General features: G+C 66.5%; 25 protein-coding genes. 14 read left to right on the top strand and 11 right to left on the bottom strand.

Annotated features, from left to right (window positions below; all coding sequences use genetic code 11):
• The 5 genes from B3587_RS11500 to B3587_RS11480 all read left to right on the top strand — a co-directional run.
• The coding region (locus B3587_RS11500) for an Hsp70 family protein (protein WP_292728768.1) at positions 1-414 on the top strand (414 nt) is incomplete at its 5' end.
• A gap of 12 nt (positions 415-426) precedes the next feature.
• Complete coding sequence (locus B3587_RS11495; protein ID WP_292728765.1) at positions 427-1,083, top strand: nucleotide exchange factor GrpE; 657 nt, start codon at positions 427-429, stop codon at positions 1,081-1,083.
• 15 nt (positions 1,084-1,098) lie between these two features.
• Complete coding sequence (locus B3587_RS11490) at positions 1,099-2,091, top strand: DnaJ C-terminal domain-containing protein (RefSeq protein WP_292728761.1); 993 nt, start codon at positions 1,099-1,101, stop codon at positions 2,089-2,091.
• Between the two features lie 21 nt (positions 2,092-2,112).
• Positions 2,113-2,577, top strand: coding sequence for a heat shock protein transcriptional repressor HspR (locus B3587_RS11485; protein ID WP_292728758.1), 465 nt, complete (start codon positions 2,113-2,115; stop codon positions 2,575-2,577).
• Between the two features lie 33 nt (positions 2,578-2,610).
• Positions 2,611-3,705 (top strand): DUF998 domain-containing protein, encoded by a 1,095-nt coding sequence (locus B3587_RS11480; RefSeq protein WP_292728756.1) that lies wholly within the window; start codon positions 2,611-2,613, stop codon positions 3,703-3,705.
• Here B3587_RS11480 and B3587_RS11475 read toward each other — a convergent pair.
• The gene (locus tag B3587_RS11475) at positions 3,692-4,975 is read right to left on the bottom strand and encodes an ion channel protein (protein ID WP_228178256.1); all 1,284 of its coding nucleotides are present in this window, start codon (positions 4,973-4,975) and stop codon (positions 3,692-3,694) included. The genes B3587_RS11480 and B3587_RS11475 overlap by 14 nt on opposite strands.
• Positions 4,976-5,069: 94 nt before the next feature.
• On the opposite strand from B3587_RS11475, the gene B3587_RS11470 reads away from it, so the two are divergent.
• Together B3587_RS11470 and B3587_RS11465 are read left to right on the top strand one after the other, a co-directional pair.
• A complete protein-coding gene (locus B3587_RS11470) occupies positions 5,070-5,822 on the top strand; it encodes a potassium channel family protein (RefSeq protein ID WP_228178257.1) in 753 nt (250 codons plus the stop codon).
• Between the two features lie 44 nt (positions 5,823-5,866).
• Complete coding sequence (locus tag B3587_RS11465) at positions 5,867-7,039, top strand: AI-2E family transporter (RefSeq protein WP_228178258.1); 1,173 nt, start codon at positions 5,867-5,869, stop codon at positions 7,037-7,039.
• 2 nt (positions 7,040-7,041) lie between these two features.
• Here B3587_RS11465 and B3587_RS11460 read toward each other — a convergent pair whose 3' ends face one another.
• From B3587_RS11460 to B3587_RS11450, 3 genes are read right to left on the bottom strand one after another with little or no spacing between them, the layout of a single operon-like run.
• Positions 7,042-7,383 carry an SHOCT domain-containing protein gene (locus B3587_RS11460; protein ID WP_228178259.1) on the bottom strand — a complete coding sequence of 114 codons (342 nt, stop codon included), beginning with the start codon at positions 7,381-7,383 and terminating at the stop codon, positions 7,042-7,044.
• A gap of 18 nt (positions 7,384-7,401) precedes the next feature.
• Positions 7,402-7,830, bottom strand: coding sequence for a DUF6325 family protein (locus B3587_RS11455; RefSeq protein WP_292728753.1), 429 nt, complete (start codon positions 7,828-7,830; stop codon positions 7,402-7,404).
• A 40-nt stretch (positions 7,831-7,870) separates the two neighbouring features.
• Complete coding sequence (locus B3587_RS11450) at positions 7,871-8,545, bottom strand: GAP family protein (RefSeq protein ID WP_228178261.1); 675 nt, start codon at positions 8,543-8,545, stop codon at positions 7,871-7,873.
• 165 nt (positions 8,546-8,710) lie between these two features.
• Here B3587_RS11450 and B3587_RS11445 point away from each other — a divergent pair, with 165 nt between their 5' ends.
• The 4 genes from B3587_RS11445 to B3587_RS11430 all read left to right on the top strand — a co-directional run bounded on the left by B3587_RS11445 (position 8,711) and on the right by B3587_RS11430 (position 13,098).
• Positions 8,711-9,934, top strand: coding sequence for a glycosyltransferase (locus tag B3587_RS11445; protein ID WP_292728750.1), 1,224 nt, complete (start codon positions 8,711-8,713; stop codon positions 9,932-9,934).
• Positions 9,935-9,936: 2 nt separating this feature from the next.
• A complete protein-coding gene (locus B3587_RS11440) occupies positions 9,937-11,136 on the top strand; it encodes a glycosyltransferase (protein ID WP_228178263.1) in 1,200 nt (399 codons plus the stop codon).
• A 236-nt stretch (positions 11,137-11,372) separates the two neighbouring features.
• Positions 11,373-12,350 (top strand): GlxA family transcriptional regulator, encoded by a 978-nt coding sequence (locus B3587_RS11435; RefSeq protein WP_228178264.1) that lies wholly within the window; start codon positions 11,373-11,375, stop codon positions 12,348-12,350.
• A gap of 76 nt (positions 12,351-12,426) precedes the next feature.
• Positions 12,427-13,098, top strand: coding sequence for a hypothetical protein (locus B3587_RS11430; protein ID WP_228178265.1), 672 nt, complete (start codon positions 12,427-12,429; stop codon positions 13,096-13,098).
• Between the two features lie 37 nt (positions 13,099-13,135).
• On the opposite strand, the gene B3587_RS11425 is transcribed toward B3587_RS11430, so the two are convergent.
• Positions 13,136-14,371 carry a DUF2254 domain-containing protein gene (locus B3587_RS11425; RefSeq protein ID WP_292728747.1) on the bottom strand — a complete coding sequence of 412 codons (1,236 nt, stop codon included), beginning with the start codon at positions 14,369-14,371 and terminating at the stop codon, positions 13,136-13,138.
• A 166-nt stretch (positions 14,372-14,537) separates the two neighbouring features.
• Between B3587_RS11425 and B3587_RS11420 the strand changes: the two genes are divergently transcribed.
• Positions 14,538-16,751 (top strand): ATP-dependent Clp protease ATP-binding subunit, encoded by a 2,214-nt coding sequence (locus B3587_RS11420; RefSeq protein ID WP_292728744.1) that lies wholly within the window; start codon positions 14,538-14,540, stop codon positions 16,749-16,751.
• A gap of 68 nt (positions 16,752-16,819) precedes the next feature.
• Here B3587_RS11420 and B3587_RS11415 read toward each other — a convergent pair whose 3' ends face one another.
• Both B3587_RS11415 and B3587_RS11410 read right to left on the bottom strand, forming a co-directional pair.
• Positions 16,820-17,386: a nitroreductase family protein gene (locus tag B3587_RS11415; RefSeq protein WP_228178268.1), complete on the bottom strand. Its 567-nt coding sequence runs from the start codon at positions 17,384-17,386 to the stop codon at positions 16,820-16,822.
• Between the two features lie 89 nt (positions 17,387-17,475).
• Entirely contained in the window at positions 17,476-18,303 is an 828-nt protein-coding gene (locus B3587_RS11410; RefSeq protein ID WP_228178269.1) for an LLM class F420-dependent oxidoreductase, read from the bottom strand.
• A gap of 119 nt (positions 18,304-18,422) precedes the next feature.
• Between B3587_RS11410 and rraA the strand changes: the two genes are divergently transcribed.
• Positions 18,423-18,890 (top strand): ribonuclease E activity regulator RraA, encoded by a 468-nt coding sequence (gene rraA / locus B3587_RS11405; RefSeq protein ID WP_228178270.1) that lies wholly within the window; start codon positions 18,423-18,425, stop codon positions 18,888-18,890.
• 12 nt (positions 18,891-18,902) lie between these two features.
• On the opposite strand, the gene B3587_RS11400 is transcribed toward rraA, so the two are convergent.
• Entirely contained in the window at positions 18,903-20,276 is a 1,374-nt protein-coding gene (locus B3587_RS11400) for a glucose-6-phosphate dehydrogenase (protein ID WP_228178271.1), read from the bottom strand.
• 119 nt (positions 20,277-20,395) lie between these two features.
• Here B3587_RS11400 and B3587_RS11395 point away from each other — a divergent pair, with 119 nt between their 5' ends.
• A complete protein-coding gene (locus B3587_RS11395) occupies positions 20,396-22,189 on the top strand; it encodes a glycoside hydrolase family 15 protein (RefSeq protein ID WP_292728740.1) in 1,794 nt (597 codons plus the stop codon).
• Between the two features lie 90 nt (positions 22,190-22,279).
• Here the strand turns inward: B3587_RS11395 and B3587_RS11390 are convergent, their stop codons facing one another.
• The 3 genes from B3587_RS11390 to B3587_RS11380 form a co-directional block, all read right to left on the bottom strand.
• On the bottom strand, positions 22,280-23,383 hold the full coding sequence (locus tag B3587_RS11390; protein WP_228178273.1) for an ABC transporter permease: 1,104 nt from the start codon (positions 23,381-23,383) through the stop codon (positions 22,280-22,282).
• Positions 23,380-24,264 (bottom strand): ABC transporter ATP-binding protein, encoded by an 885-nt coding sequence (locus tag B3587_RS11385; protein WP_228178274.1) that lies wholly within the window; start codon positions 24,262-24,264, stop codon positions 23,380-23,382. The genes B3587_RS11390 and B3587_RS11385 overlap by 4 nt, the downstream gene beginning before the upstream one ends.
• Before the next feature lie 105 nt (positions 24,265-24,369).
• On the bottom strand, positions 24,370-24,903 hold a 534-nt coding region (locus B3587_RS11380; protein WP_292728738.1), incomplete at its 5' end, for a LuxR C-terminal-related transcriptional regulator.

Below are 24,903 nucleotides of genomic sequence, written 5' to 3'. Positions count from 1 at the left end.
AAGGAAGACATCGAGCGCATGGTGCGCGAGGCCGAGGAACACGCCGCTGAAGACAAGAAGCGTCGCGAGTCGGCTGAGACCCGCAACCAGGCCGAGACCCTGTCGTACTCGATCGAGAAGCTGATCAAGGACAACGAAGACAAGCTGCCCGACGAGGTCAAGACCTCGGTGCAGGCTGATGTCGACGCCCTCAAGACCGCTCTTGCCGGCGAGGATGACGACGCGGTGAAGGCTGCGTTCGACAAGCTGAACCAGAGCCAGTCGCAGCTCGGTGAAGCCATCTACCAGGCAGGGCAGGCCGCCGGCGAGAACCCCGACCCGGCGGCGAGCGAGCCCGGCTCGGGTGAGGTCCCCAACCCCGACGAGGACGTCATCGACGCCGAGGTCGTCGAGGACGAAGACGACAAGAAGTAAACGGAAGAGATCATGGCACGCAAGGACGACGAAGAGCCCACACCTTCGGAGAAGGACTCCGGAGTCGGACCTGACGGCGCCCCTGACAGCGCGAGCGCTGACAACGGTGACGCGGCAGCGTCGGAGGACACCTCCTCCGGCGCCGCCGGCGCCGGTGCCGGTGCCGATCAGGATGACCTCACGGTGGATGACATCCTCGGGGCCGCGCAGTCGGCCGATGCCGCTGCGGCCGAGGATGTCGTGTTGGCCGACCTGGAATCGGCACTGTTGACCGACCTCAAGCGCCTGCAGGCGGAGTACGCCAACTACCGCCGCCGCACAGAGGAGCAGCGCGAGATCGAGATCGAACGCGCCAAGGGGGCCGTCGCAAAGGGCTTCATTCCGGTGCTCGACGACCTCGACCGAGCCGAGAAGCACGGCGACCTCGAGGAGGGCACGCCCTTCTCAGCGATCGCGGACAAGATCCGTTCCGTGGCCGAACGGCTCGGCGTCACCTCCTACGGCGAAGCCGGCGAGGTCTTCGACCCGCAACAGCACGAGGCGATCTTCCAGCAGCCCACTCCCGGGGCTACCGAGACCACGATCCTCGAGGTCGTGGAGGTCGGCTATCGGCTCGGATCGATCGAGCTTCGCCCCGCGAAGGTCGTCGTCGCCGTGCCGGCTGAGTAGCACGGAGGACAACCGATGGCCAGTCAAGACTGGTTCGATAAGGACTTCTACAAGGTCCTGGGCGTCTCGAAGGATGTCTCCGCTGCGGACCTGAAGAAGACGTACCGCAAACTCGCACGCCAGTACCACCCCGACTCGAACGCGGGCGATGCCAAGGCCGAGGCCCGCTTCAAGGAGATCAGCGAGGCGTATGCCGTGCTCTCGGACCCCGAACAGCGCGAGGAGTACGACCAGATCCGTGCCATGGGCTCGGGTGCGCGCTTCACGGCAGGCGGCCAGGGCGCGGGCGGATTCGAAGACGTCTTCAGCCGGTTCGGTCAGAGCCGCGGCGGCTACAGCTACGAGAGCGCCGACTTCGACGACATCTTCTCGATGTTCGGTCAGGGCGGCGGCAGCTCGTTCGGCTCGGGACGGTTCGGACAGGCGTCCGGTGGCTACCGCGGGTACGGCGGTCCCACGCGCGGCGCCGACGTCACGGCGCGGACGACGATCGACTTCGTCACCGCGACCAAGGGTGAGACGATCACGCTGCAGTCCGAGGACGGTCAGCCGTTCAAGGTCAAGATCCCTGCTGGCGTCGCCGATGGTCAGAAGATCCGGCTTCGCGGACGCGGTCGGCCCTCGCCGGATGGCGGAGAGAGCGGCGACATCGTCGTGCAGGTCTCCGTGCGCCCGCATCCGGTGTTCACCCGAGACGGACTCAACCTGCGGGTCGTCGTCCCGGTGACCTACACCGAGGCGGTCTTCGGAGCCACGATCGAGGTCCCGACCCTCGGTGGCGACCCCGTGAAGCTGCGCGTAGCCCCGGGAACGCCCTCGGGGCGGGTCCTGCGGGTGAAGGGCCGCGGCGTGCAGACCCAGAAGGGCACCGGAGACCTCCTCGCCGAGGTGCAGATCGCGGTGCCGACACACGTCGACGGAGCGGCACGGGAAGCGTTGGAGAAGTACCGCGAGGCCGAACCGAAAGAGAATCCGCGAGCTGAACTGATCGCTCGCGCTGCTAGCTGACCTGCCATCGAGGACATCCGGATGCACGAAGACGAGATTGACGACGAGGCCCCGATCCTGGCGATCGCGGCAGCGGCCGAGCTCGCCGGCATGCATCCGCAGACCCTGCGCCAGTACGACCGGCTCGGCCTGGTCGTGCCGGCGCGCACGCAGGGCGGGTCTCGGCGCTATTCGCTACGCCACGTCGAACAGTTGCGTGAGATCGCCCGGCTCTCGGGTGAGGGAATGAGCCTGCCGGGAATCGCGCGGATCCTTGAGCTCGAAAACCGGGTGCGCGAACTCCACACTCGAGTTCGCGACCTCGAGGCCCGCGTCGAAGCGGAACTTGCCAGCAGGCCCGGGGCTCGTGTGTTCGCTGCGGGGCCAGGTGGTTCGGTGATCACTCTCCGGCACGGCCGGCGCGTGCGGCGCGCCACCGAGATCGTGCTGTGGCGCCCGCGCCACGCGCTGCCACCGGCATCCGACACCCCGGCCGGCGACGACTGAGTCGCGGTGCGGTCGCTGCGCTACTCTCATGCCGTGACAGCGACACCATCACCTGAGACGGCCGCGGCGCAGGCCGACACGCGCCGCGCTCACCGCATCGTCGTCGCCGAGGATTCCGGGTCCGACCACGAGCGAGCTCTCGAGTCGCTCAGTCTAGGCGTCGGAGCCGTCGCGTTCATCGGTGTCGCGCTGGTTGCGTTGGTCGTCTTCCGGTTCGAGAGCGCGCCGATATCCGGCCCGGGTTCAGTGGGCCAGTTCTCGGCGATCGCCTCGGCGGCTGCGGGCATCCTCGCCTTCGCGGCCGGCCGCTATGTCCTCCACGCCCGCCAGTCCGGCGCTCGCCGCCTCGGGGTGCTCGACTATCTGGATGCCGCGGCGCTCGCCTTCGCCCACGGCATCATCGCGCTGCTGTCGTGGACACTGCTCGCGGTGATTCTTGAGGACGCCTTCATCGGCGCGGAAGTGTATGCGCTGCCGCTGCTCGCCCTGTCGGGTGCCGCGGCCTCGGTGACCGCATACCTGGTCTTCTACTCGGCCACGCATATGGATCTGTCGCTGCTCGCCCTGATTCTCACGGTGTTCCTCATCGAGGGAGTGCTGGCGGCGATGCTGACGGCCAGCGACCCGTTCTGGTGGAGAGACAACCTTTCCGCGCTGGGAATGACGAACGACCTGTCGGCGATGACGTTCAACCTCACGCTCATCGTGGCGGGCTTCATCGTCACGACACTTGCGCGGTACGCGACCCGTGGCATCCCGACCTCGCACGCTCACGGCATCCGGTGGGTGCGGCTGTGCCTCATCCTGGTTGGGGTCTTCCTCGCCTTTGTCGGGGTCTTTCCGGTCAACGAGTTCTTCTTCATCCACACCGCGTTCGCCTCGGGCATGGCTGTCGTGTTCGGCGTGCTCGTGATCCGCCTTCCCGCCTGGATCCCCGGAATTCCTCGCCCGTTCGTCGCGCTCGGCTGGCTTTTCATCGCCGCGATCGTCGTGTTCGCGGTGTTCTTCGTGGTCCGCTACTACACCCTGACCGCGGTCGAACTGGTCGCGGGCATCCTCGTGTTCACGTGGATCATCCTCTTCATCCGCAACGCGGCAGCCTTGGAGACCGACATCAACGCGACGTGACAAGAGGCGCCGGGTGATCCTCGATGATCATCTCCGGTGCCCGCGCAACGACCAGCCAGGTCGGCAGGATCGCCACGCACATGATCGCGAGGATGCCGATGTCGCCGACCATCGCGACGGCGACGAACAGGGCGATCCAGCCGTCGCGGGCGATGGCAAGCGTGAACCCAAGCACCCCGCTGGCGATCGCGAGGCCGAATGGGATCGACGGCACGAGGGTATGGGCCAGCATCCCGAACGCGACGCCGAGAAAGATCGCCGGGAACACGCGACCACCGCGGAACCCGAAGGATGCGGCCACCACGAGTGCCGCAAGCTTGATCCCGACGACGGCGAGGAGCCCTGCCCAGCCGATCGTGCCGTCCAGCGCGATGAGTTGAGCGCTCTGCTCCAGGCCCTTGAAGAGGGTCAAGGGGCCACCGAGGGCGCCGAGCCCGCCGAGGAGCAGGCCCCCGGCGATGCTCAGAAGCAGCGGGTTCGGCATCCGTCGGCGCAGGAACGGATGTAGGGCCTTGAACGCAATGATCCCGACGAGCGCCACCGCGGCCCCGACTGCGGCGATGACGGATGCCGAGACCAGGTCGATGGCCTGTGGATCGGTGTACGGAGCGATGTTGGCGACGGCGCCCAGCCCGCCGCCGAGGACGAGAGAGGTGACTGTGCCGGTCGCGGCGGCGACGAGGGGAAGGAAGAGCTTGTCCCACAGCGCTCCTCCGCCGGAGGCGAGGGCGCCGGTGAAGACGAGCGCAGCTGCCACGGGAGTCCCGAACAGAGCGCCGATCGTGCCGGCAGCAGTCAGGATCACGACCAGCTGAGCAGGGATCGCGGGCCACAGGCGTGAGACGATCCACACCGCCAGGGCCGTGTTGATCGCGATGATCGGGCTCTCGGGGCCGAGGCTTACGCCGCCGATGAGCGTGAGCAGGATGACGACGATGATGCTCGGCACCGCACGGACCGGCTGCGGCGGTGCGATGAGCTCGACGGTCGCGGAGTCCTGGCCGCCGTGGCCCGGCATCTTCCAGACGACAAGCCCCACGAGGAATCCGGTGAGGGCTAGAACGCCGAAGATCCACCAGGGTGAGTCGCCGGTCGCGCCCAGAGACTCCGGCAGCGCCTCCCACACCCAGTGCACCCCAAGGTGCGCGACTTCATCGAGCGCCCACAGCATGACTCCCGACAGGATGCCGATGAGTGCGGCGGGGATCGACAGGGCTACGAGCGTGCGCGAGCTGGAAGCGAATGCCCACGGGTTCGGGTTCGTGACCATGCGGCTCACCCTAGTGCGAGGGAATGCTGCGCGATGCTTGGACTCTCGGCGAGCGCTCGCAGAGGTGGTTGTTCAGTTCAGTACGCTCGGCGACATGACCGAACAGCGTTGGCAGCGCATCACGTACTGGCCGCTGGTCATCGCCTCGCTCGCATTTCTCGTCGCGTACTCATGGCAGGTGATCGCGAACCTGCAGGGCGCGGAGTACGTCGTCATGCGCACAGTCATGGCTCTGACATGGGTGATCTTCGCTGTCGACTACCTCGTGCGGCTCGCGCTCGCCCCGCGGAAGGCTCCGTGGTTTCGTGGCCACCTGTTCGATCTCACAGTCGTAGTGCTGCCGGTGCTCAGACCACTCCGGCTGATCCAGGCGATGACCGAGATCCAGAAGATGTCCAAGGGTGACGCACTTCGCACGCAGGCCTCCATCCTCGCCGGCGGCACCGTCCTGATTCTGATCTGGATCTGTTCTCTGGGCGTCCTGGATGTCGAGAGGGCCGCGCCGGGGGCGAACATCCTGAACATCGGGGACGCGATCTGGTGGGCCTTCGTTACCGTGACGACTGTCGGTTACGGTGATTTCTACCCCGTAACCGTGGCGGGCCGCGTCATCGCCGTCGTATTGATGACAGTCGGTATCGGAGTCGTCGGAGTGGTGACGGCGACCACCGCATCGTGGTTCGTCGAACGTGCCGCTGCCGTCGGAGGCAACGACGATCAAGAGACAGCCACTCGGGGCCAGATCCGCGCCCTCTCGCGACAGCTCGAGGCGGCGGTGAAGGGTCTTCCGGCAGACGTTGAAAAAGTCATCCCCGGCCACAAGCACACCGAACCGCCGAAGGCGTGATCGCCAACAACCGATGCTCGAAGGCCCCGCGGTAGCCTGGCGCGGTGAGTTCCGCTCAGCCGTCTCCCGCGCCGCCCGCGCTGTCACCCATGCTCCGGGTGCTGGTGGGCCTCGCCGCGACGGTGATTGTCTTGGTCGGCCTCTCGTGGGCGCGCGAAATCGTCGGTCCGCTCGTACTCGCAGCCGTGATCGTGATCATCTGCCACCCACTGCACGGCGTGCTGCGCAGACGCGGATGGCCCCTGTGGACTGCCACCACGGCTGTCATCGTGCTTGCCTACGTCATCCTTACGGCGATGGCACTGCTCCTGTGGTTCGCCGGAAGCCAGTTCGCGCGTCTGGTCGTCGAGTATCTCGGGCAGTTGCAGGCAACGGTGACCGACATCGAGCAGTGGCTGGCCTCGATGGGCTGGGATCAGCGTGCCGCCGACACCGTGTCGTCCTTCCTTGAACCGACGAGGCTGCTGAGCGTCGCGACGTCGGTGTCGGGAATGGTCGTCGGAGTCGCGCTCGGTCTGTTCTTCGTGCTCGCCTACGTGATCTTCATGGCAGCCGACGCAGCTCGCTATCGGCGGCTGGGCGCGGTGTTCCAAGACTCCGTCACCGACACGCTTGCACGCATCCGCGCGTTCAATATCGGGACGCGGCGTTACTACATCGTCAACGCCATCTTCGGAGCGATCGTCGCAGTCATCGACGGGATAGCGCTCGCGGCCATCGGCGTGCCAGCTCCCGTAGTGTGGGCGATTCTCGCTTTCGTCACCAACTTCGTACCCAACATCGGGTTCGTCCTCGGACTCATCCCGCCGGCCGTGCTCGCCCTTGTCGTCGGGGGTTGGCCCCTGCTTCTGGCGGTGATCGCGATCTACAGCGTTGTCAACGTGGTGCTGCAGGTTCTCATCCAGCCGAAGTTCGTCGCTGACGCGGTGAGCCTCAGCCTCACGCTGAGTTTCTTCTCCGTCATCTTCTGGACGTTCATCATCGGGCCGCTCGGCGCGATCCTCTCCATCCCGTTGACGCTCTTGGTGCGCGCACTGATTCTCGAAGCCGATCCGAATGCCCAGGTTCTCCGGTGGTTGAGCGGTGATCGGGATGCGGCGCCAGAGAGCGCAGTCGGGCGAGATCGTCACGAAGACGAGCCCCCGGCCGCAGACAGCTCGACAGACGAAGGGTCGCCGGTCGAGCCCTCAGACCCGCCCAGCGACCCCTCGGACTGAGTTCAGGCGAGGAGCTTGGCCTTCGCCGCGGCGAACTCCTCGTCGGTGAGGACGCCGGCATCCTTGAGCGCAGCGAGCTTCTGAAGTTCGGCAACGACATCCACCGCGGGAGCCGCTGCCGGTGCGGGGGCTGCAGCCTGCTGCGCGGCGACGGCCTGCTGTGCCGCCTGCTGCATCGCCGCTTGCTGTTGCGCTGCCTCGTACTGTTCCTGCTCATACTGAGACTGTGCTTTGCGCTGCCTGTTGCCCGCCATCGCGCCCGAGACGGCGCTAGCTGTGCCGGCCACGACGGCGGTACGTGCGGCGAGGCCGATGAGGCCGGGTCGGCCGACTCGTCTAATCATGTCGATCTCCTGTTTCTCTCAGGCCTCTTCGGCCAGGTCCATGACGGCGTTGACGATGGGTGCAGGGATGCGCTCGGCGCTCAGGACCACTCCACCCGACGACGCGAGCTTGTCGGCGAGCCGGCGCGCGTAGACGAGTTCGAGGGCGACGATCGCCGCCGAGGTGCCCGGCTCGACGAGCTCGACAAGCTCCGCGATGTCTTCCTCACCGGTGATCCCGATCTCTGCGAAGTCGATACCACCGAAGCCGTACTCCTCGGTTTGCTCTTCGATCTCAATGACCTCCACCTCGCCTGATTCCGACTTCGACACGATCACGAAGTCGAGGAGACGAACGAGGCCGCCCTCAACGAGCTCGGCCAAGGCGGCTGCGGTATCGGGGCTCGGGCGATCGCCCTCGAAGCCGACGAGGTAGAGCTCGACCGGTCCGTAGCGGAACTCAGCCATGGTGGATCCTTTCGGGTTGATGACAGGGATGCAGGAGAAGTCAGAAGTACGCGAGTCCCTTGGCGATGACCACGACGCCGAGGATCAAGAGCACCACCCCCATGATGACGGCGTTCTCGCGTTCCAGCCAGGACCTGAGTGAGTCAAGCGGTCGGCGGAGGCGGTCGCGGGCCACAAGGAATCCGACGACGGGGACAACGATCGTCGAGGCCGCCAGGAGCACGTACACCGCGATCGCGCCCACGGCGTTGCCGACTGCCAGGTTCGAGGTGCCGATCACGACACCCGCAGCCGCACCCAGGACCAGGTTCTTCGGGTTCGCAGCGGCCAGCAGGATGCCGAGGCCGAGAGCGTCCCAGAACCCGAGTCGACCGATCCCCTGCATCCAGCGTGGAAGCTCCGGCGGCCGCCCGTGCGACCTCGCCTGCGACCGGAACTGATGAGCGGAGAGGCCAATGAGCGTGACACCGAGAAGGAGATGGATCCCGCCCTGTACGGGGCGAACGCCTCCCACGACAGGCGTCGAGATCACCGCAGCGCAGAGTAGGAAGACGATGACCGCGGTGAGGATGCCCAGAATCCACCCCGCGGCAAACCCGACTGAAGATGCTCGCGCCCGGGGTGAGAGCAGCAAGAGAATCGTCGCGATGATCGGGATCGGGCTGAGAGCGATGCCGAGTGCGAGAGGAAGCACCGCGCTGATCGCGTTGCCCATGTCGAACCTCCTGCGAGATGTTCCCGGCTCCATCATCGTCCATACGACACGCGCTCCCTCGCCGGAGCACCCGGGAGCGCCTCCCGGGACAGCTCGGGTCGCTCAGGTACAGTTGTGTCGCCGCATCCCGCGGTGCGACCGCCGTTCAGCAAAGGCAGCCCCTCTGTGACTTCCCTCGACGCGTCCGACGGCTCGCCGACCGGCGACCATCCCGGTGGCGACGGCCGCCTCACCGTGCTCATCGGTGCTGACACCTTCTTTCCTGACGTCAACGGCGCCGCGCGTTTCGCGGAGCGGCTCGCGGCAGGTCTGGTTGCTCGCGGGCACGACGTTCACGTCATGGCCCCAAGCAAGACGTGGGCGCAGCACGGCGTGTTCCGTGAGGTGATCGAAGGTCAGGAGATGACCGTTCACCGCATTCGCTCGTACCGGTGGTATCCGCACGACTGGCTGCGTTTCGTGTGGCCATGGCGCGCCAAGCACTACTCCCGCATCGTGCTCGATGACGTGAAGCCGGATGTCGTCCACATTCAGTCGCACATCGTGATCGGTCGCGCGCTGACCCGGATCGCGCGCGAGCGTGGAATTCCCGTCGTCGCGACCAACCACGTCATGCCGGAGAACATCCTCGATTACTCGGCGATGCCGAAGTCGTGGAACGACACGATCATTCGGTGGGCGTGGGCAGACGCGAACCGAACGTTCCAACTCACCCGTGTCATCACCACTCCTACGCGCCGCGCTGCCGACTATCTGGAGCGGGCGACGGGGATCACCGGCGTCATCCCGATCTCGTGCGGCATCGACATGCACAACTACACGCCTGACTTCAGTGCCCGTCCCGACAAGCGCGTGTTGTTCGTCGGTCGACTCACCAACGAGAAGCAGATCGATGTCCTGCTGCGAGCCATGACCAAGCTCGACCCCGCACTGGGGGCGACCCTCGACATCGTCGGCGGCGGCGACCAGCGCAAGAGCCTGGAAGCGCTGACTACGGAGCTTGGTCTCGGGGATCGCGTGACCTTCCACGGTCACACCTCCGAGGAGGAGTTGCGGGCGCTGTACTCGCGGGCAACAGTCTTCGCTATCGCCTCGATCGCCGAGCTCCAGTCGATCGCCACAATGGAGGCGATGGCCTCGGGTCTTCCGATCGTCGCGGCCAATGCCGTGGCACTCCCGCACCTGGTGCACGACGGCGAGAACGGTTATCTCTTCACGCCGGGCGATGACGATGAGCTGGCAGCGCGCCTCACTGATGTGCTCACCGCGGAGTCTGAGGAGCGCCGCCGGATGCAGCAAGCCTCTCTCGATGCCGTCGCCATCCATGACATCAACCGCACACTCGACACTTTCGAAGCGCTGTACCGCGGCGAACCCGTCCCGGAGTAGCAATGCACGTCGTGATGTTCGGCGACCAGCACGCCGAAACGCTCGGCGGCGCACAGGTGTCGATGCGGCTACAGCGCCGGTTCCTCGAGAAAGCCGGTCACACCGTCACGATCGTCGCGCCCCGCAGACACGGCCGGCGCTCGGCCCAGCATTCTGAGGACCCGGGATACGCCGACCTTCCATCCATCCCAGTGACCCTCGATCGCGAGTACTCGATGACGTGGCCGAGTGCCAGGGCCGATCGCGCCGTCGACGCGGTGATGGCCGGGCGGCTACCGGTCGACATCGTGCACGTGCAGGGTGACTTTTGGGGCGCGTTCCTCGGCCTACGCTTTGCCCGGCGCCACGGTCTTCCCGTGGTGTTCACGTTCCACAACCGGGTCGATGTCGGCATCCGCGCGGTCGCCCCATTCCCGGACCTCGTGCTGCGCGTTCTGAACCGGTGGGGCCGTCGTGCGCTCTCGGAACCTGCGGATGCGGGCGCCGACGGCTGGGCGTACCTACGCATGCTGGCGGCGTCGGCGGATGCCGTCACGGCGCCCTCGGCCCACTTCGCGCGCCGCCTTGAGGCCCACCGCGTCGCCCCCCATGTCGATGTCGTTTGGAACGGCATCGACGACGACGAACTGGCCCTGGCACTCAGCTCCCCGCGCGGGCTTCCCGAGTCCAGGTCTCCGCGCCTGGTGTGGGTGGGGCGGATGAGTCCCGAGAAGCGTCTGATTCCGTTCTTGGAGGCGGTGGTCGCGTCGGGAATCGACGCCGACATCGAAGTGATCGGCAACGGCGCGCAACGGGCTGCCGCTCAGCGGGTGGCCGAGCGTGCCCGTGCGTCGGTGTTCTTCCTCGGGTCGTTGCCCTACCGTGAAACGCTGCGACGCATCCGGTCGGCCGACGCCCTCGTCCAGACCTCGATCGGGTTCGAGACGCAGGGAATGACGATCTTCGAGGCTGCGACACTCGGAACCCCATCGATCGTTTGCGACCCGGACCTCGTGGCAGAACTCGGCTCTGGTGTGTGGGCAGTTCCGGATGACGAGACCGCAACCCTCGCTGAGGTCTTGCGCAGCGCCGTCGCCGACATCCGCGACGGCGCAGCGCCAGTGCCCGACCCGTCGATCGCCGAGAGATTCCGCCAGTCGTCGCGGACCGCGGCCATGCTCGAGGTGTACGAGGCAGCGAGAGCCCGGCACGCCGAGCGCTGAACCCGCGCTGGCACCGTCACGGCAGGCGTCGATAGTCGGTGGGAACGCGGCGAAAGCCGTCGGTGCGGACGGCGCGGAGCGCGGAAACCACGCCCCACACGGCAAGCGCTGACATGAAGAGGAGAATAATCATGTCAGAAACGCTATGATCGAATAATTCCCGCCACGAGTGGCGGAATGAGCATACGTCGTAGGATTCATGCCACCCTGGGTGCGCTGCCGAAAGTCGAGTCATCATGATCCGCACCGTTGCCACCGTCGTCCAGCCGGGCTTCGCGCCATTCGAATTCGGGCTGGCATGTGAGGCTTTCGGTCTCGACCGCTCCGGCGATGGCATCCGGGGGTTCGATTTCCGCATCGTGGCTGCGGAGCCGGGGCTCGTGCCGAGCAACCTCGGGTTCTCGATCACGGTCGACGAGGATCTATCGTTCGCGGAGACCGCTGATCTTGTGATCGTGACACCGGTGCCGCGCGAGAGATGGCACGAGGCCGACACCCGGGTATCGGCCGTCGTTCGACGCGCAGCCGAGCGCGGCGCGTGGCTCATGAGTGTGTGCAGCGGGTCGTTCGTCCTGGCGGCGGCGGGAGTGCTCGACGGTCGTCGTGCCACCACCCACTGGATGTACGCCGAGACCATGGCTCGGATGTATCCCCAGATCGACGTGGACCCCGATGTCCTGTACGTCCAAGACGGCCGCATCATCACGAGCGCCGGGACGGCGGCGGGGCTGGATGCCTCCCTGCACCTCATGCGCCAGGAACTCGGCGCAGAGGCGACGAACCGCATCGCCCGGCGAATGGTGGTCGCACCGCAGCGGGACGGCGGCCAGGCGCAGTTCATCGACAAGCCGCTGCCGGTGGCGGCGTCTCACTCCCTTGCTCCGGTGACCGACTGGATGCTCGAGAACCTCCGCGCCGATCTGTCGGTGGAACAGCTCGCCGCGCGAGCGCACATGTCGCCTCGGACGTTTGCCCGGCGCTTCAAGGCGGACCTTGGCGCGACACCGGCGGCGTGGCTTGCCCGCCAGCGCATCATCCACGCGCAGCGGCTGCTCGAGCGCACCGACCTGGGCCTTGACCGGATTGCGTGGGAGAGCGGATTCGGTTCCGCAGCGGTACTGCGTCAGAACTTTGCGCGGGTCCTGGGGATCACCCCGACCGCGTACCGCGCGCGCTTCCCCTCGGTATCGCAGGACCTCGCTCCGACCGGCTGAGGCTGTCCTCGTCTGCGGACGCAACGATCGGGCAACGGCGCCCTGTGGCGTGCTGCGGCTCCGATACACTCTGGCCATGTCGAGGGCTGGGGGACAGATGGCCGCGTCGCGGATCTCGGTATGGGCCGGCGTTGCTGCGCTGAGCGTTGCTCTGGTCGGGTGCACCCCGGCTAGCCAGCCCGACCCGACGCCTTCGGCATCCGCATCGACGGAGCCGTCCCCGGATGCCACCTCCGACGGGCCACCGATGACAGAGGCGCCCGCCGAGGAGATCGACCTCGACGCTCTCGCGTGCACCGACCTGCTCGATCTGGCCGTCGCGCAGGCCCAGTTCGGGGCAGACGCGCAGTTCATCGCTGAACTCGGACCCACGGAATTCGCGGGCATCATGGCGGGCCCTGTCGCAGAGACCGCGCTGACCGAAGCGACACAGAAGATCGGATGCATCTGGGGGATTCCGCAGAGCGACGGAGCTTTCACCGTCGTTGTTGCCGCGCTGCCGCAGGCATCCCGCGACACCCTCACCACAGCCCTCGGTACCAGTGTCTTTACGGGCACCTTGATCGGTACAGCTCCGGCATACACGTGGGAGCGCGACGACGCCCTCGGGATGTTCACGACCGTCTACGCTTTCGCGTCCCCACTCTGGGTGACTGTCAACGGCGCAGGCACGACGAGTTCGCAAACCGAGATCACCGGTGACGTGCTCAGTCACCTCCGAACGCTGTACCCCAGCCTCGGCGACTGAGTCCGATCGGCTCCCGCCGCGTCAGTGGCGGCTGTCGTCAGCGGCGCGGCGCGGCTGACGCTGCCCTCCGTAAGGCCACAGCGTCGGAGCGGGAGAGGACGCGCTTTGCTCGCGCGCGAGCGTCGGTCGCGGCATCCGTGAACGGACGACCGCGCGCGGGACCGGCGAGGTCGGCGAGCGAGGCGAGGGTCTTCTGGAGCCGGATGCCGACCTCCACCACTCCGGCACCGTCGCGAGCGATCGGGCGGAACGCGTCCTCGACGAGGTCGCCGAGGGTGACGGGCTCGACGGTGACATGGCCGTATGGTGTGTCGTCGTCGGCCTCGGTCTGCAGCATGTTCTCGAACACGCGACTGAGGGCAGCGAGGACGTCGATAGCGGTACCTGGGTCGTTGGTCGAGGGTGAGAGCGCGCGGCTCGCGATCTCAGATAGGGCGATCATCCCCAGTCGCGGGTCCTGGTCGTAGCTTCGGTGGGACTCGATGTGGAATGCGTTGGCGACTTTCGAACGGACCTCTTCATCAACGGTGCCGGCAACCAGCGCGAGGGGGCTGGCCGCGTCGACGACTGTCCCCGGCAGTGCGCGGACATGAATCGTGAGCTCTCGAGCTTCGGCCACCGCTTCCAGGCGGCCGAGGTCGATGTGCGTAACGTATCCCGCGCGCTCTGGCCTCACCGAGGCGCCGGTCACCGTTCGCGGGTCCTGCCGGCGGGCACCCAGGCTCGGACGATTCGCGTACTGGGACGTCGTGCGCTGGGCCGCCGATTCGACGCGGTCGATGATGTCCGACATACGCCCGAACGATCCGAGATGTGAGATCCACCGCAGGAGCACGACCACGACGATCACGATGACCACCAGCGTGCCCGCGAACAGAATCGCCTGGCCCTGGTCGCCGTAGTAGCCGGTTGAGATCGCGATGATTCCCACCATCGAGAAGACGAACGCGCCGATGAAGGTCGACAGCACGTTCTGCGACGTGGGGTCGGCAACCAGGAGCTGAGTTGCACGGGGCGTAGCTACCCGTGACGCCGAACCGTAGGCCGTGACCATCGCAGTCAGGGAGAACGTCGTGACGGCGAGCATCGAGCTCGCGACGATCTGCAGGATTTCGTCGACCGACCCCTGGCCCAGGTTGACGGCGAGATCGGGAAGCAGCGGCTCGAGGAACCCCGCCGCGAGGGCGAGCAGCACGGCGGCGAGGCTGAACAGCGAGGCCCGGAACCACACCGCGCGGGTCATCTGGGTCAGAAACACCCTCACGTTTGTCATCGTCGGCTCCGCATGAGAACCCACGCTATCCCGAGGCCCCGCTTATCGGCGGAGCTCTTCCCGAATCGACCACGCGGTGATAAAATTGAGTCAGAACGGCTCAAGTTTGAGCTCACGCAGATTTCGGCGGACGAACCGCCACCCACGTCGCCGCACAGGAGGCATCATGCAGACCACCCCGATGGCCGACCAGGACGAGCAGCAGAGCGCGCTCGAACAGTTCGGTATCAACCTCACCGACCGTGCCCGCCAGGGCAAACTCGACCCCGTCATCGGGCGGGATGCCGAGATCCGGCGTATCAGCCAGGTCCTGACCCGCCGCACCAAGAACAATCCCGTCCTCATCGGCGAACCGGGCGTCGGCAAGACTGCCGTCGTCGAGGGTCTCGCTCAACGCATTGTGGCGGGGGGTGTTGCCGAGAGCCTCCGGGGCAAGGAGCTCATCGCGCTCGATATCTCGGCGCTCGTCGCCGGCGCCATGTACCGCGGGCAGTTCGAAGACCGTCTCAAGAAGGTGCTCAAAGAGATCACCGACTCCGAAGGTCAGATCATCACCTTCATCGACGAACTCCACGTGCTCATGGGCGCGGGCGGTGGCGAAGGATCGGTCGCGGCATCCAACATGCTCAAGCCGATGCTCGCTCGCGGCGAGCTGCACATGATCGGGGCGACGACCCTCAACGAGTATCGCGAGTTCATCGAGAAGGATGCCGCGCTCGAGCGCCGCTTCCAGCAGGTTTACGTCGGCGAACCCAACGTCGAAGACACCGTCGCGATCCTTCGCGGACTCAAGGAGCGATACGAGGCACACCACAAGGTCGCGATCTCGGATAGCGCGCTGATCGCGGCGGCTGCCCTGTCGCACCGCTACATCCCGAGCAGGCAGTTGCCCGACAAGGCCATCGACCTCATCGACGAAGCAGCATCCCGGTTGCGGATGGAGATCGACTCGGCACCGCTGGAGATCGACGAGCTGCGCCGCCATGTCGACCGGCTCAAGCTTGAGGAGCTCGCTCTCAAGAAGGAGAAGGATGACGCGTCGCGCGAGCGCCTCGAGAAACTGCGCGCGGACCTGAAGCGCGAGCAGGACAAGCTCTCGGAGCTGCAGGCCAAGTGGGAGACCGAGCGCTCGATCCTCAACCGTGTCGGTGAACTGAAGACCCGCCTGGATGCGGCGCGCATCGAGGCCGAGCGCGCTCAGCGCGAGGGTGACCTGGAGCGCGCGTCGCGGCTGCTCTATGCCGAGATCCCGGCGCTCGAGCGCGGGATCATCGAGGCCGAGAGCATGGAACCCAGCGAAGACCGGATGGTCAACGAGCAGGTCACCGAGGAAGACATCGCGGCTGTCATAGCCGGGTGGACCGGTATTCCGGTGGGGCGCCTGCTGCAGGGCGAGAGTGAGAAGCTCGTGCACCTCGAGGCCGAGCTCGGCAAGCGCCTGATCGGGCAGAAGGAGGCAGTGAAGGCGGTCGCCGATGCGGTGCGCCGATCGCGCGCCGGGATCAGCGACCCGAACCGACCGACAGGCTCGTTCCTGTTCCTCGGCCCCACGGGAGTCGGCAAGACCGAGCTCGCGAAGGCGCTCGCCGCATTCCTCTTCGACGACGAGCACGCCATGGTGCGCATCGACATGTCGGAGTACGGCGAGAAGCACTCGGTTGCCCGGTTGGTGGGTGCCCCTCCCGGATACATCGGTTACGAGCAGGGTGGACAGCTGACGGAGGCTGTACGGCGACGTCCGTACAGCGTCGTCCTGCTCGACGAGGTCGAGAAGGCGCATCCGGAAGTGTTCGACATCCTGCTGCAGGTGATGGATGACGGTCGCCTTACTGACGGCCAGGGTCGCACCGTGGACTTCACGAACGTCATCCTCATCTTGACCTCGAATCTCGGTTCGCCGATCCTCATCGACCCGACGATGCCGCTGGAGCAGAAGCGCTCACAGGTACTCGCTCTGGTGCGCCAGGCGTTCAAGCCCGAGTTCATCAACCGGCTCGATGACATCGTCATCTTCCAGGCGCTCTCGCAGGACGATCTGGCCCAGATCGTCGAACTGACGGTCGACCGACTGCAGCAGCGCCTTCACGAGCGTCGACTCACCCTCGCGGTCACCCCGGACGCACGAGGGTGGCTTGCCGAGCGGGGCTACGACCCGGTGTTCGGTGCTCGTCCGCTGCGCCGTCTCATCCAGTCCGAGATTCAGGATCGCCTGGCGATGGCGCTGCTGTCGGGCGGGGTACGTGACGGAGACCTCGTCCGGGTGGATGTTGCGGTCGACGGGGACTCGCTGGTCCTGACCAGTAATGGACCGGCCGCCGCCCCGACGCCGCGTCCGGGCGAGGATGACGACATCATCGAAGCCGAACTGATGGACGACTGACGCCGAGAAACACCGCGGGGCTCGAGATCAGATGATGACCTCGAGCCCCGCGCCTATGCCCCGTGCGATCAGGCGTCGGCCAGAACTGTCTCCGACAGCGGCCGGCGGGTGCGTGGCGCGGCCTCGCGTTCGCGGACCGCCTCGTCTGCCGCGTCGAGATCGCCGAGGTTCCCGACGGCCATGACGGTGAGCGGGCGAACCGTCTCAGGGAGCGAGAACGCGGCAGCGATGGCGGCGCGATCGAACCCTCCCATCTGATGGGTCATCAGGCCGTCGGCGTGTGCCTGCACGGTGAAGTAAGCAGCGGCCTGGCCCGCGTCATACTCGGCCCACGGCAACTCCACGCCGTCGTGCTCGGTATCGGCAAGGAAGACCACGAAGGCTCCCGCCGTGATCGCCCAGACCCGGTTGAACCCCGTGAGCGCATCCGAGATCTGCGAGAACGTGTCAGTTCCGCGCCGTGCGACGATCATTCGCCATGGCTGGGTGTTTGCCGCCGACGGGGCCCAGCGCGCAGCCTCGAGGGCTGCCGACAACGCTGACTCGTCGACGGGGCGCTGATCGTCGAAGACCCGAGTGCTGCGGCGGTTCGCGAGGACATCGAGCAGGGCATTGGACGGGGCGATGGTGGTCATGATTTCTCCCGGTGTTGAGGAATGTGGGAACGGACCCCGTCGTCCTTTTCCGTCAACACCGAGTTCCGGTTGGTATTCCCCGCGCCGCGTCAGGCTCCGTTCATCCGGTCTCGCCACTCCAGCAGCGGCTTCACGGGGGAGAGGTCGTAGTCCGGCCCGTCAATCGACGGGATGATGAATCGCACCCCGAGCGGATGCAGCCGCTCCAGGGCATCCTGTTCCAGCAGCGGCCCGAATCCGCGCGGCGTGAAGCCCGTCGCGATCTCGATGTCGGCGGGATCCCGATTGACGCGGGCACACCAATCGTGAAGTACGTCGAGCTTGTGCGGGATCTTCTCAATCGGCGTGAACGTATGCCAGATGGCGGCGTGCTCGGCTACGAGCCGGAGTGTCTTCTGTTCGCCCTGTCCGCCGATGAGGATCGGGATGTCCCGCGTCGGGGCCGGATCCAACAACTCCCACCGGCGACGGATGCGGCCGAGGTCGTCGCGCAGATCGTTCAGCCGTGATCCGACAGTGCCGAACTCGTAGCCGTACTCGAGGTAGTCCTTCTCGGCCCAGCCGGAGCCCGTGCCGAAGATCAGCCGACCCGTCCCGCCTCTCGCACTGATGTGATCGACGGTGCGGGCCATGTCGGCCTGCAGGTCGGGGTTGCGGTACGAGCTGCAGTTGACCAGCGGGCCGAACTCCACGCGATCCGTGAGTTCGGCGATCGAGGCGAGCATCGTCCACGCCTCGTAGTGTGCGGCCTCCAGCGGTTCGGTGAGCGGGAAGAAGTGATCCCAGTTGAAGATCGCGTCGACTCCCAGATCTTCGGCGCGAAGGATGGCATCGCGGATCTGGGAGTAGGAGGCATGCTGGGGCGCGAGCTGCACGCCGACGCGCACGGGGCGATGCTTTGCGGGGTGGGTCGTCATCCTTCGAGTATCGTCCGATCCGGTCGTGACGGACCCGCGGTTGCGCCGCTCGGAAGTCTGCGGAATCTTTCCGGCTGCCGACCCACTCACCCGGCGATGCGCGCAGATACCGTCAGGGCATGACGATTGCAACAGCTGACCTGTTCGATGAACGCGGCGACGAGCTCGATTCGCTCGGCATCCAGCTGCAGGACATCGGCGGCCGGATCGAGTTCGACGGGCCCATCCGTACGGTCCGCTGCCATCGCGACAACGCCCTGGTGAAGGCGATCCTCGCAACCACAGGGCACGGAGCCGTGTTGGTCATCGACGGCGGAGGCTCGTTGGAGTCTGCGTTGGTCGGAGACCTCATCGCGGCGTCCGCTGTCGAGAACGGTTGGACCGGAGTCGTTGTTTACGGGGCGGTCCGCGATCGGGAGGCGATCCGCCAGCTCGACATCGGCCTCAAGGCGCTGGGCTCCAACCCACGTAAGAGCGCCAAGGACGGTGTCGGCGAGGTCGATGTTCCGGTCGAGATCGGCGGCGTAACGTTCACCCCGGGCAAACACGTGTGGGCGGATGCCGACGGCGTGCTTGTGGAGCGGTAGCGCGGCGATGCCTCAGTAGTCGTGGTCGGGCCAGCCGTCAGGCCCGTGCGAACCTGCCGCGTAGTCCTGCAGCGGGACATCACCGGCTGCCCAGGCGTCAAGCACCGGCTGCACGATGCGCCAGCACTGCTCGGCGGCATCCCCCCGCACCGACAGGGTCGGATCCCCATCGAGAATCTCCGAGAGGACTTCGGCGTAGGCCAGAAGCGCCCCCTCGCCGAGATCGGCGCTGAGCTTTGCCCACGTGAGCGCGAACGGGTCTTCGCTTCCATTGACGTTCAGCCCCAGCGACATCCGGTCGGGCCCGAGCGTGAACCGCAGCCGCGACCCGTGGGTCGCGCCCGTGAATCCGTCAGGGAGGTGCCGAACCGGGCGGAAGCGGATCAAGATCTCCTTGACCGGGTCACCGACCGCCTTGCCGGAGCGCAATGTGATGGGCACGCCGGCCCAGCGGTTGTTGCGGACCTCGAGCACGACCTCAGCAAGCGTCTCGGTGTCGCGGTCGGGTACGACGCCTGGTTCGTCCACGTAGTCGGGGAGTTCTCGCCCATCGATCGATCCAGCGGTATAGCGACCGCGGCGAGATGAGCCGACGGGGTCGTCGTTCCAGATGTGGGTCGCAAGAAGCGCCGATGTCGTAGCTCCCCGCAGGTCCTGCTCGCCGAGGGTCGCCGGCGGCTCCATCGTGACCAGGGCCATCAACTGCAGCAGGTGGCTCTGGATCATGTCGCGAAGCGCGCCGGCCTTGTCGTAGTACCCGGCGCGACCCTCGAGCCCCAGCTTCTCGTCATAGGTGATGTCGATCGACTCGATGTGCTCGGCAGACCACACCGGCTCGAGGACCCGGTTCGCGAATCGTGCGCCGATGATGTTCAGCGACATCGACCGTCCCAAGAAGTGGTCGACCCGGAACACCTGGCTTTCGGGCACGAGGGCCGCGAGCTTCGCGTTCAGCTCGTGGGCGCTCGTTGCGTTGCTGCCGAAGGGCTTCTCGAGGGCCAGGATGAGGCCGGGCGGCAGGTCGACGGCAGACAGTGACTCGCACGCCTTCGCGGCGATCGCCGGGGGCACCGCGAAGTAGAGAGCGATGCGGCCCTCCGTTTCCGAGAGCAGCGCTGTGAGGTCATCGGGCGCGGTGATATCGGCCTTCGTGTAGGTAGTCTCGGCGACCTTCTCGAATGCCGCCGCAGAGTCGCTCGAGGCGAAGGCGTCGCGTACGACCTGCTGCCAGTGCGCGTCGGTCCAGTCATCCATGCCTGCGCCGCGAAGACGGACGCGCCGCTGCGGCTGCCTGGACAGAAGCTGCCCGAGCGCGGGAAGCAGCAGGCGGGAGGTGAGGTCGCCCGAGGCGCCGAGGATGAGGAGGGTCGTCGTCTGGTCGGCCATGCCGCCACCCTATCGACGCCTCGTGAACCGCGACCAGGGGCTGGTCCAACTCGGAGCGGATTCGTATCGAATCCTCGCTATACCGCGGGCAAGGCATCGCGGACTGACAGAATCGGGTCATGGCTGCCCCGATCGAGGACTACGCGATTCTGAGCAACTGCCGCACGGCTGCGCTTGTCTCCCGAGAGGGAAGCATCGACTGGCTGTGCCTGCCGAGATACGACTCTCCGTCGATCTTCGGAGCGCTGCTGGGCGAACAGAAGCACGGCCACTGGACCATCCGCGCTGCCGACCCCGACGCCACGGTGACCCGGTACTACGAAGACGACACGTTCGTGCTCGTCACCCGCTGGGAGACACCCACCGGTGTGGCTGAGGTGCGAGAGTTCATGCCGATCGACGGCGGTCGGGTGGAGCTCGTGCGTCGCGTCGAGGGCGTCTCCGGGCACGTTGACTTCACAACGGAGCTGCGGATGCGCTTCGACTATGCCCGTGCGCTGCCCTGGGTCCGCCAGGTGGGCAGCCATGTTGCGCCGGCACTGCTGGCCATCGCGGGCCCGGATGCCGTGCTGGTGCGCGGTGTCGAGATGAACCCCGACGACCATGTCCACCGCGGATCGTTCACGATCGAATCGGGCAGTGGCGTGGATCTGACCCTGACCTGGTTCCCGTCTCATCTCGAGGCGCCGGATCCCGCCGACGTCGACCGGATGCTCACCCACACGCTGCACTGGTGGCGCGAGTGGGCAGGCCGCGTCGACCACGACGGGCCCTTCGAAGACGAGGTGGTGCGCTCGCTCATGGTACTTCGGGCGCTCACGCACGAAGACACGGGCGGCATCGTCGCGGCGGCTACCACCTCCCTTCCCGAGGACTTTGGGGGAGTACGCAACTGGGACTACCGCTATGTATGGCTACGCGATGCGGCGTTGACGATCGAGGCTCTGATCTCGCACGGTTTCCTACGGGTGACTGCCCGGTGGCGGCAGTGGCTGTTGCGGGCGATCGCGGGTGACCCGAAGGAACTGCAGATCATGTACGGGCTTGCAGGGGAACGCGATCTCACAGAACGTGAGCTGACCTCCCTTCCCGGGTACCAGGGCGCGGCCCCCGTGCGGATCGGCAACGGGGCACAGGTGCAGTACCAGGGTGATGTCATCGGAGAGGTGATGGTGGCCCTTGAGGCGGCGCGTGTCGCCGGGGTCGAAGAGACCGACTTCTCGTGGGCGCTGCAGAAGGCGATGCTCGCGTTCGCCGAGCGTCACCTCGACAAGCCTGACAACGGCATCTGGGAGATCCGTGGCGAGCCGCAATTGTTCACCCACTCGCGAGTCATGATCTGGGCGGCTTTCGACCGCGGAGCGCGCGCCGTGCGTGAGTTCGGGCTGTCGGGCGATCTCGAGAAGTGGGAGCGATTGCGCGATCGGATGCGGAACGAGATCGACGAGCGCGGCTTCGACGCCGAGCGCGGACACTTCGTGCAGCACTACGGCACGACAGAGGTGGATGCGTCGCTCCTGCTGCTCGCGCAGGTCGGATACGTGGCCCACGACGATCCGCGCATGCTCGGGACCGTGGCCGAGATGGAGCGCACGCTCATGGTGGATGGGCTGCTGCACCGCTATCGCACGGAAAGTGGTGTGGACGGACTCGCCGGCACCGAGCATCCGTTCCTGGCGTGCTCGTTCTGGCTCGTGGAGCAGTACGCGAACAGCGGCCGTGTCGATGACGCGATGGCGCTCATGACCCGGTTGTGCGGCTTCGCGAACGATGTCGGACTGCTCTCGGAGGAGTACGACGTGGACGGCAAGCGGCAGGCGGGGAACACGCCGCAGGCGCTCTCGCACCTCGCGCTCGTTCGCGCCGCCGATGCGCTGGCCGGCCACCACGGCCGCGCCGCCGACCGGGAGTAGTGCCGTGCGGTCGCGCCCATCGTGCAATCGGCGTCGATCCCGCCCCGAAAGCGGAGCAGGACCGACGCCGATTCTCAGGCGGTTTCTAGATCAGGGGGTCTTGAGCGCCTCGCGCCACGAGACGCGAGCGCCCATCCGCAGGATCGAGCGTTCGTAGATCTTCGCCGCCAACACGATCGCGGCGACGCAGGTGGCGATGAGGATGACCAGCGACAGGATCGGCTCCCACCACTGCGCCTCCCCGAGGTACAGGCGAAGCGGCATCCCGACCGGCGCCGAGAACGGCACATACGACATCACGGTCAGCACGACGGGGTTGTCGTTGAAGAAGATCACGAGGAAGTACGGGGCCATGATGAGCATCGTCAGCGGCGCGGTCGTCGAGCCGATGTCTTCCATCCGCGAGACGAGCGAACCCGCCGCCGCGAACAGCGACGCGAGGAGCACGAACCCGAAGAGGAAGAAGATCGCGAACCAGGCGATCGGGGCGCCAAGGCCCTGGAGGACCTCGCTCTGCCCGGTGACGATCAGGCCGACCACGGCGATCGTGGCCAGCAGCAAGATCTGCGCCATCGCCAAGATGGTGTTTCCGATGATCTTGCCCGCCAAGAGTGTTCGCGCCGGCATAGCGGACAGAAGCAGCTCCACGACGCGGGTCTGCTTCTCTTCGACGACGCTCTGGGCGATGGTTCCGCCGAACAAAGACGCCGCCAGCAGGAAGACGACTCCGAACCCGATCGAGACGAAGTACCGCAGGGCGAAGTCGACAGTCGCCGGGTCGAGCAGTTTGACTGACGGCGACTCCGACAGGCCCATCAGCAGCGACGTCGGTGGCGAGTCCTCGGTGATGACGACCAAGCCGGTGGGCGAGGAGGCGTCATCGACAACAGCCGCGCTGACCTCACCGCTGCGGACGAGTGCTTCCGCGGCATCCTGGTCGGCGACCTGCGTCACCTCAACCCCGGGAACCTTCTCCACTGCAGCCGCCGTCGAGGAGGTGACTGCGACCTTGGTGGCGGACGGATTGCCGGCAGAGAACCCACCCCAGATGACGGCGGCGAGCGCGATCAGCAGGGTGATGACCGTCGAGATCACGAAGGCGCGGCTGCGCAGCTTGGAGCCCACTTCGCGTTCGGCGACGAGCCAGACGTTCTGGAAGCCTCGGGGCGTGGATGTCGAAGCGGCGGTGTTCACTGGATGACCTCCTTGAAGATCTGCGCGAGCGTCGGGCGAACCGGGGCAAAGCTCTCGATGCTCGCCTCGCTCGCTGCGCGTTGCAAGATGCGCTGTGCGGCGGCGTCATCCGCCGCATCGAAAAGGGCGTTCCCGCCGTCGAACTCGACCACCGTGATGTCCGGCTGGTCGCGCAGCCAGCCGAGGTCGCCGGCGGTGCGCAGTTCGTAACGGTGTCCCGAGTGCTGCTGGCGCAGGTGTTCACTGCTGCCGGCGGCGCGGATCTCGCCTCCGGCGATGATGACGATGTCATCGCAGAGGCGCTCGACGACGTCGAGCTGGTGGGACGAGAACAGCACCGAGACGCCGGCAGCTGCCCGGCGGTGCAAGACGTCGGCTACCACGTCGACCGCGAGCGGGTCGAGCCCCGAGAAGGGCTCGTCGAGGATCAGCACGTCGGGCTCGTGCACCAGCGCCGCTGCGATCTGCGCCCGCTGCTGATTACCGAGCGAGAGCTTCTCGACAGTGTCGTTCAGGCGTTCCCCGAGTCCCAGCTGCTCGAGCAGAGCCGTAGCGCGGGTCTCCGCCTCGCCCTTGTCGAAGCCGTGCAACCGCGCCAGGTAGGTGATGTGCTCACCGACCTTCATCTTCGGGTAGAGCCCGCGCTCTTCGGGCATGTACCCGAAACGGCGTCGGTCGGCAGAGGTCAGCGCTGCACCATTGATGGTGACCGACCCCGCATCCTTGGCAAGCACCCCGAGGATGATGCGCATCGTCGTGGTCTTTCCCGCACCGTTCCCTCCCACGAAGCCGGTCAACCGGCCGGGCCTGACAGCGAACGACAGATCGTTCAGAACACGGTGCGCGCCATAACTCTTGGTCACGTGCGACAGCTCGAGCATGTTGCTCCTCTCACTCGGTTCTTCCAGGCTAGGAAGCTCCGCCTCGCCGCGCATCCGCCTCGAGGCGGGTTCGCGCCCTCCCTCGTACGGGGGATTCGACTCCGTTCAGGACAGCCCGTGGCGGTAGGCATAGACGACGGCGGCTACGCGGTCGCGGACGCCGAGCTTGAGCAACACATTGGAGACGTGGGTCTTCACCGTTGCCTCGCCGATGATCAGGTGCGCCGCGATCTCAGCGTTGCTCATCGCCTGCGCCATGAGACGCAGCACCTCCGACTCTCGTTCAGTGAGGTCAGCTGCCGCCGTCGGTGTCGGTGTCGGCGCTGCAGCGGCGAACCGTGCGATGACGCGGCGAGTCACCTCCGGGGCCAGGAGTGCGTCGCCTGCCGCCGCGACCCGCACGGCGGCCTGCAGCTCCTCGGGTGCTGCGTTCTTGAGCAGAAAGCCGCTGGCCCCGGCCTCGAGGGCCTCGAAGAGGTAGTCATCCCGATCGAAGGTGGTCACGATCACGACGGCGCACTCGAGCTGGGGGTCGGCGACGATCTGGCGTGACGCTGCGAGACCTCCCATTCCGGGCATCTGTACGTCCATGCAGATGACGTCAGGCCTGAGATCGGATGCCGCCCGCACCGCCTCCTC

This window comes from Microbacterium sp. UBA837, assembly GCF_002296025.1.
GTDB lineage: Bacteria > Actinomycetota > Actinomycetes > Actinomycetales > Microbacteriaceae > Microbacterium.
The sequence above is the reverse complement of the archived record's forward strand: the minus strand, read 5'-3'. Positions and strand labels throughout refer to the sequence as shown.

What these genes read in the sequence shown, in the direction of transcription:
- B3587_RS11495 (WP_292728765.1), top strand. Translation starts at nt 427, where the DNA reads ATGGCACGCAAGGACGACGAAGAGCCCACACCTTCGGAGAAGGACTCC.
- B3587_RS11490 (WP_292728761.1), top strand. Translation starts at nt 1,099, where the DNA reads ATGGCCAGTCAAGACTGGTTCGATAAGGACTTCTACAAGGTCCTGGGC.
- B3587_RS11485 (WP_292728758.1), top strand. Translation starts at nt 2,113, where the DNA reads ATGCACGAAGACGAGATTGACGACGAGGCCCCGATCCTGGCGATCGCG.
- B3587_RS11475 (WP_228178256.1), bottom strand. Translation starts at nt 4,975, where the DNA reads ATGGTCACGAACCCGAACCCGTGGGCATTCGCTTCCAGCTCGCGCACG.
- B3587_RS11470 (WP_228178257.1), top strand. Translation starts at nt 5,070, where the DNA reads ATGACCGAACAGCGTTGGCAGCGCATCACGTACTGGCCGCTGGTCATC.
- B3587_RS11460 (WP_228178259.1), bottom strand. Translation starts at nt 7,383, where the DNA reads ATGATTAGACGAGTCGGCCGACCCGGCCTCATCGGCCTCGCCGCACGT.
- B3587_RS11455 (WP_292728753.1), bottom strand. Translation starts at nt 7,830, where the DNA reads ATGGCTGAGTTCCGCTACGGACCGGTCGAGCTCTACCTCGTCGGCTTC.
- B3587_RS11450 (WP_228178261.1), bottom strand. Translation starts at nt 8,545, where the DNA reads ATGGGCAACGCGATCAGCGCGGTGCTTCCTCTCGCACTCGGCATCGCT.
- B3587_RS11440 (WP_228178263.1), top strand. Translation starts at nt 9,937, where the DNA reads ATGCACGTCGTGATGTTCGGCGACCAGCACGCCGAAACGCTCGGCGGC.
- B3587_RS11435 (WP_228178264.1), top strand. Translation starts at nt 11,373, where the DNA reads ATGATCCGCACCGTTGCCACCGTCGTCCAGCCGGGCTTCGCGCCATTC.
- B3587_RS11430 (WP_228178265.1), top strand. Translation starts at nt 12,427, where the DNA reads ATGTCGAGGGCTGGGGGACAGATGGCCGCGTCGCGGATCTCGGTATGG.
- B3587_RS11425 (WP_292728747.1), bottom strand. Translation starts at nt 14,371, where the DNA reads ATGACAAACGTGAGGGTGTTTCTGACCCAGATGACCCGCGCGGTGTGG.
- B3587_RS11420 (WP_292728744.1), top strand. Translation starts at nt 14,538, where the DNA reads ATGCAGACCACCCCGATGGCCGACCAGGACGAGCAGCAGAGCGCGCTC.
- B3587_RS11415 (WP_228178268.1), bottom strand. Translation starts at nt 17,386, where the DNA reads ATGACCACCATCGCCCCGTCCAATGCCCTGCTCGATGTCCTCGCGAAC.
- B3587_RS11410 (WP_228178269.1), bottom strand. Translation starts at nt 18,303, where the DNA reads ATGACGACCCACCCCGCAAAGCATCGCCCCGTGCGCGTCGGCGTGCAG.
- rraA (WP_228178270.1), top strand. Translation starts at nt 18,423, where the DNA reads ATGACGATTGCAACAGCTGACCTGTTCGATGAACGCGGCGACGAGCTC.
- B3587_RS11400 (WP_228178271.1), bottom strand. Translation starts at nt 20,276, where the DNA reads ATGGCCGACCAGACGACGACCCTCCTCATCCTCGGCGCCTCGGGCGAC.
- B3587_RS11395 (WP_292728740.1), top strand. Translation starts at nt 20,396, where the DNA reads ATGGCTGCCCCGATCGAGGACTACGCGATTCTGAGCAACTGCCGCACG.
- B3587_RS11385 (WP_228178274.1), bottom strand. Translation starts at nt 24,264, where the DNA reads ATGCTCGAGCTGTCGCACGTGACCAAGAGTTATGGCGCGCACCGTGTT.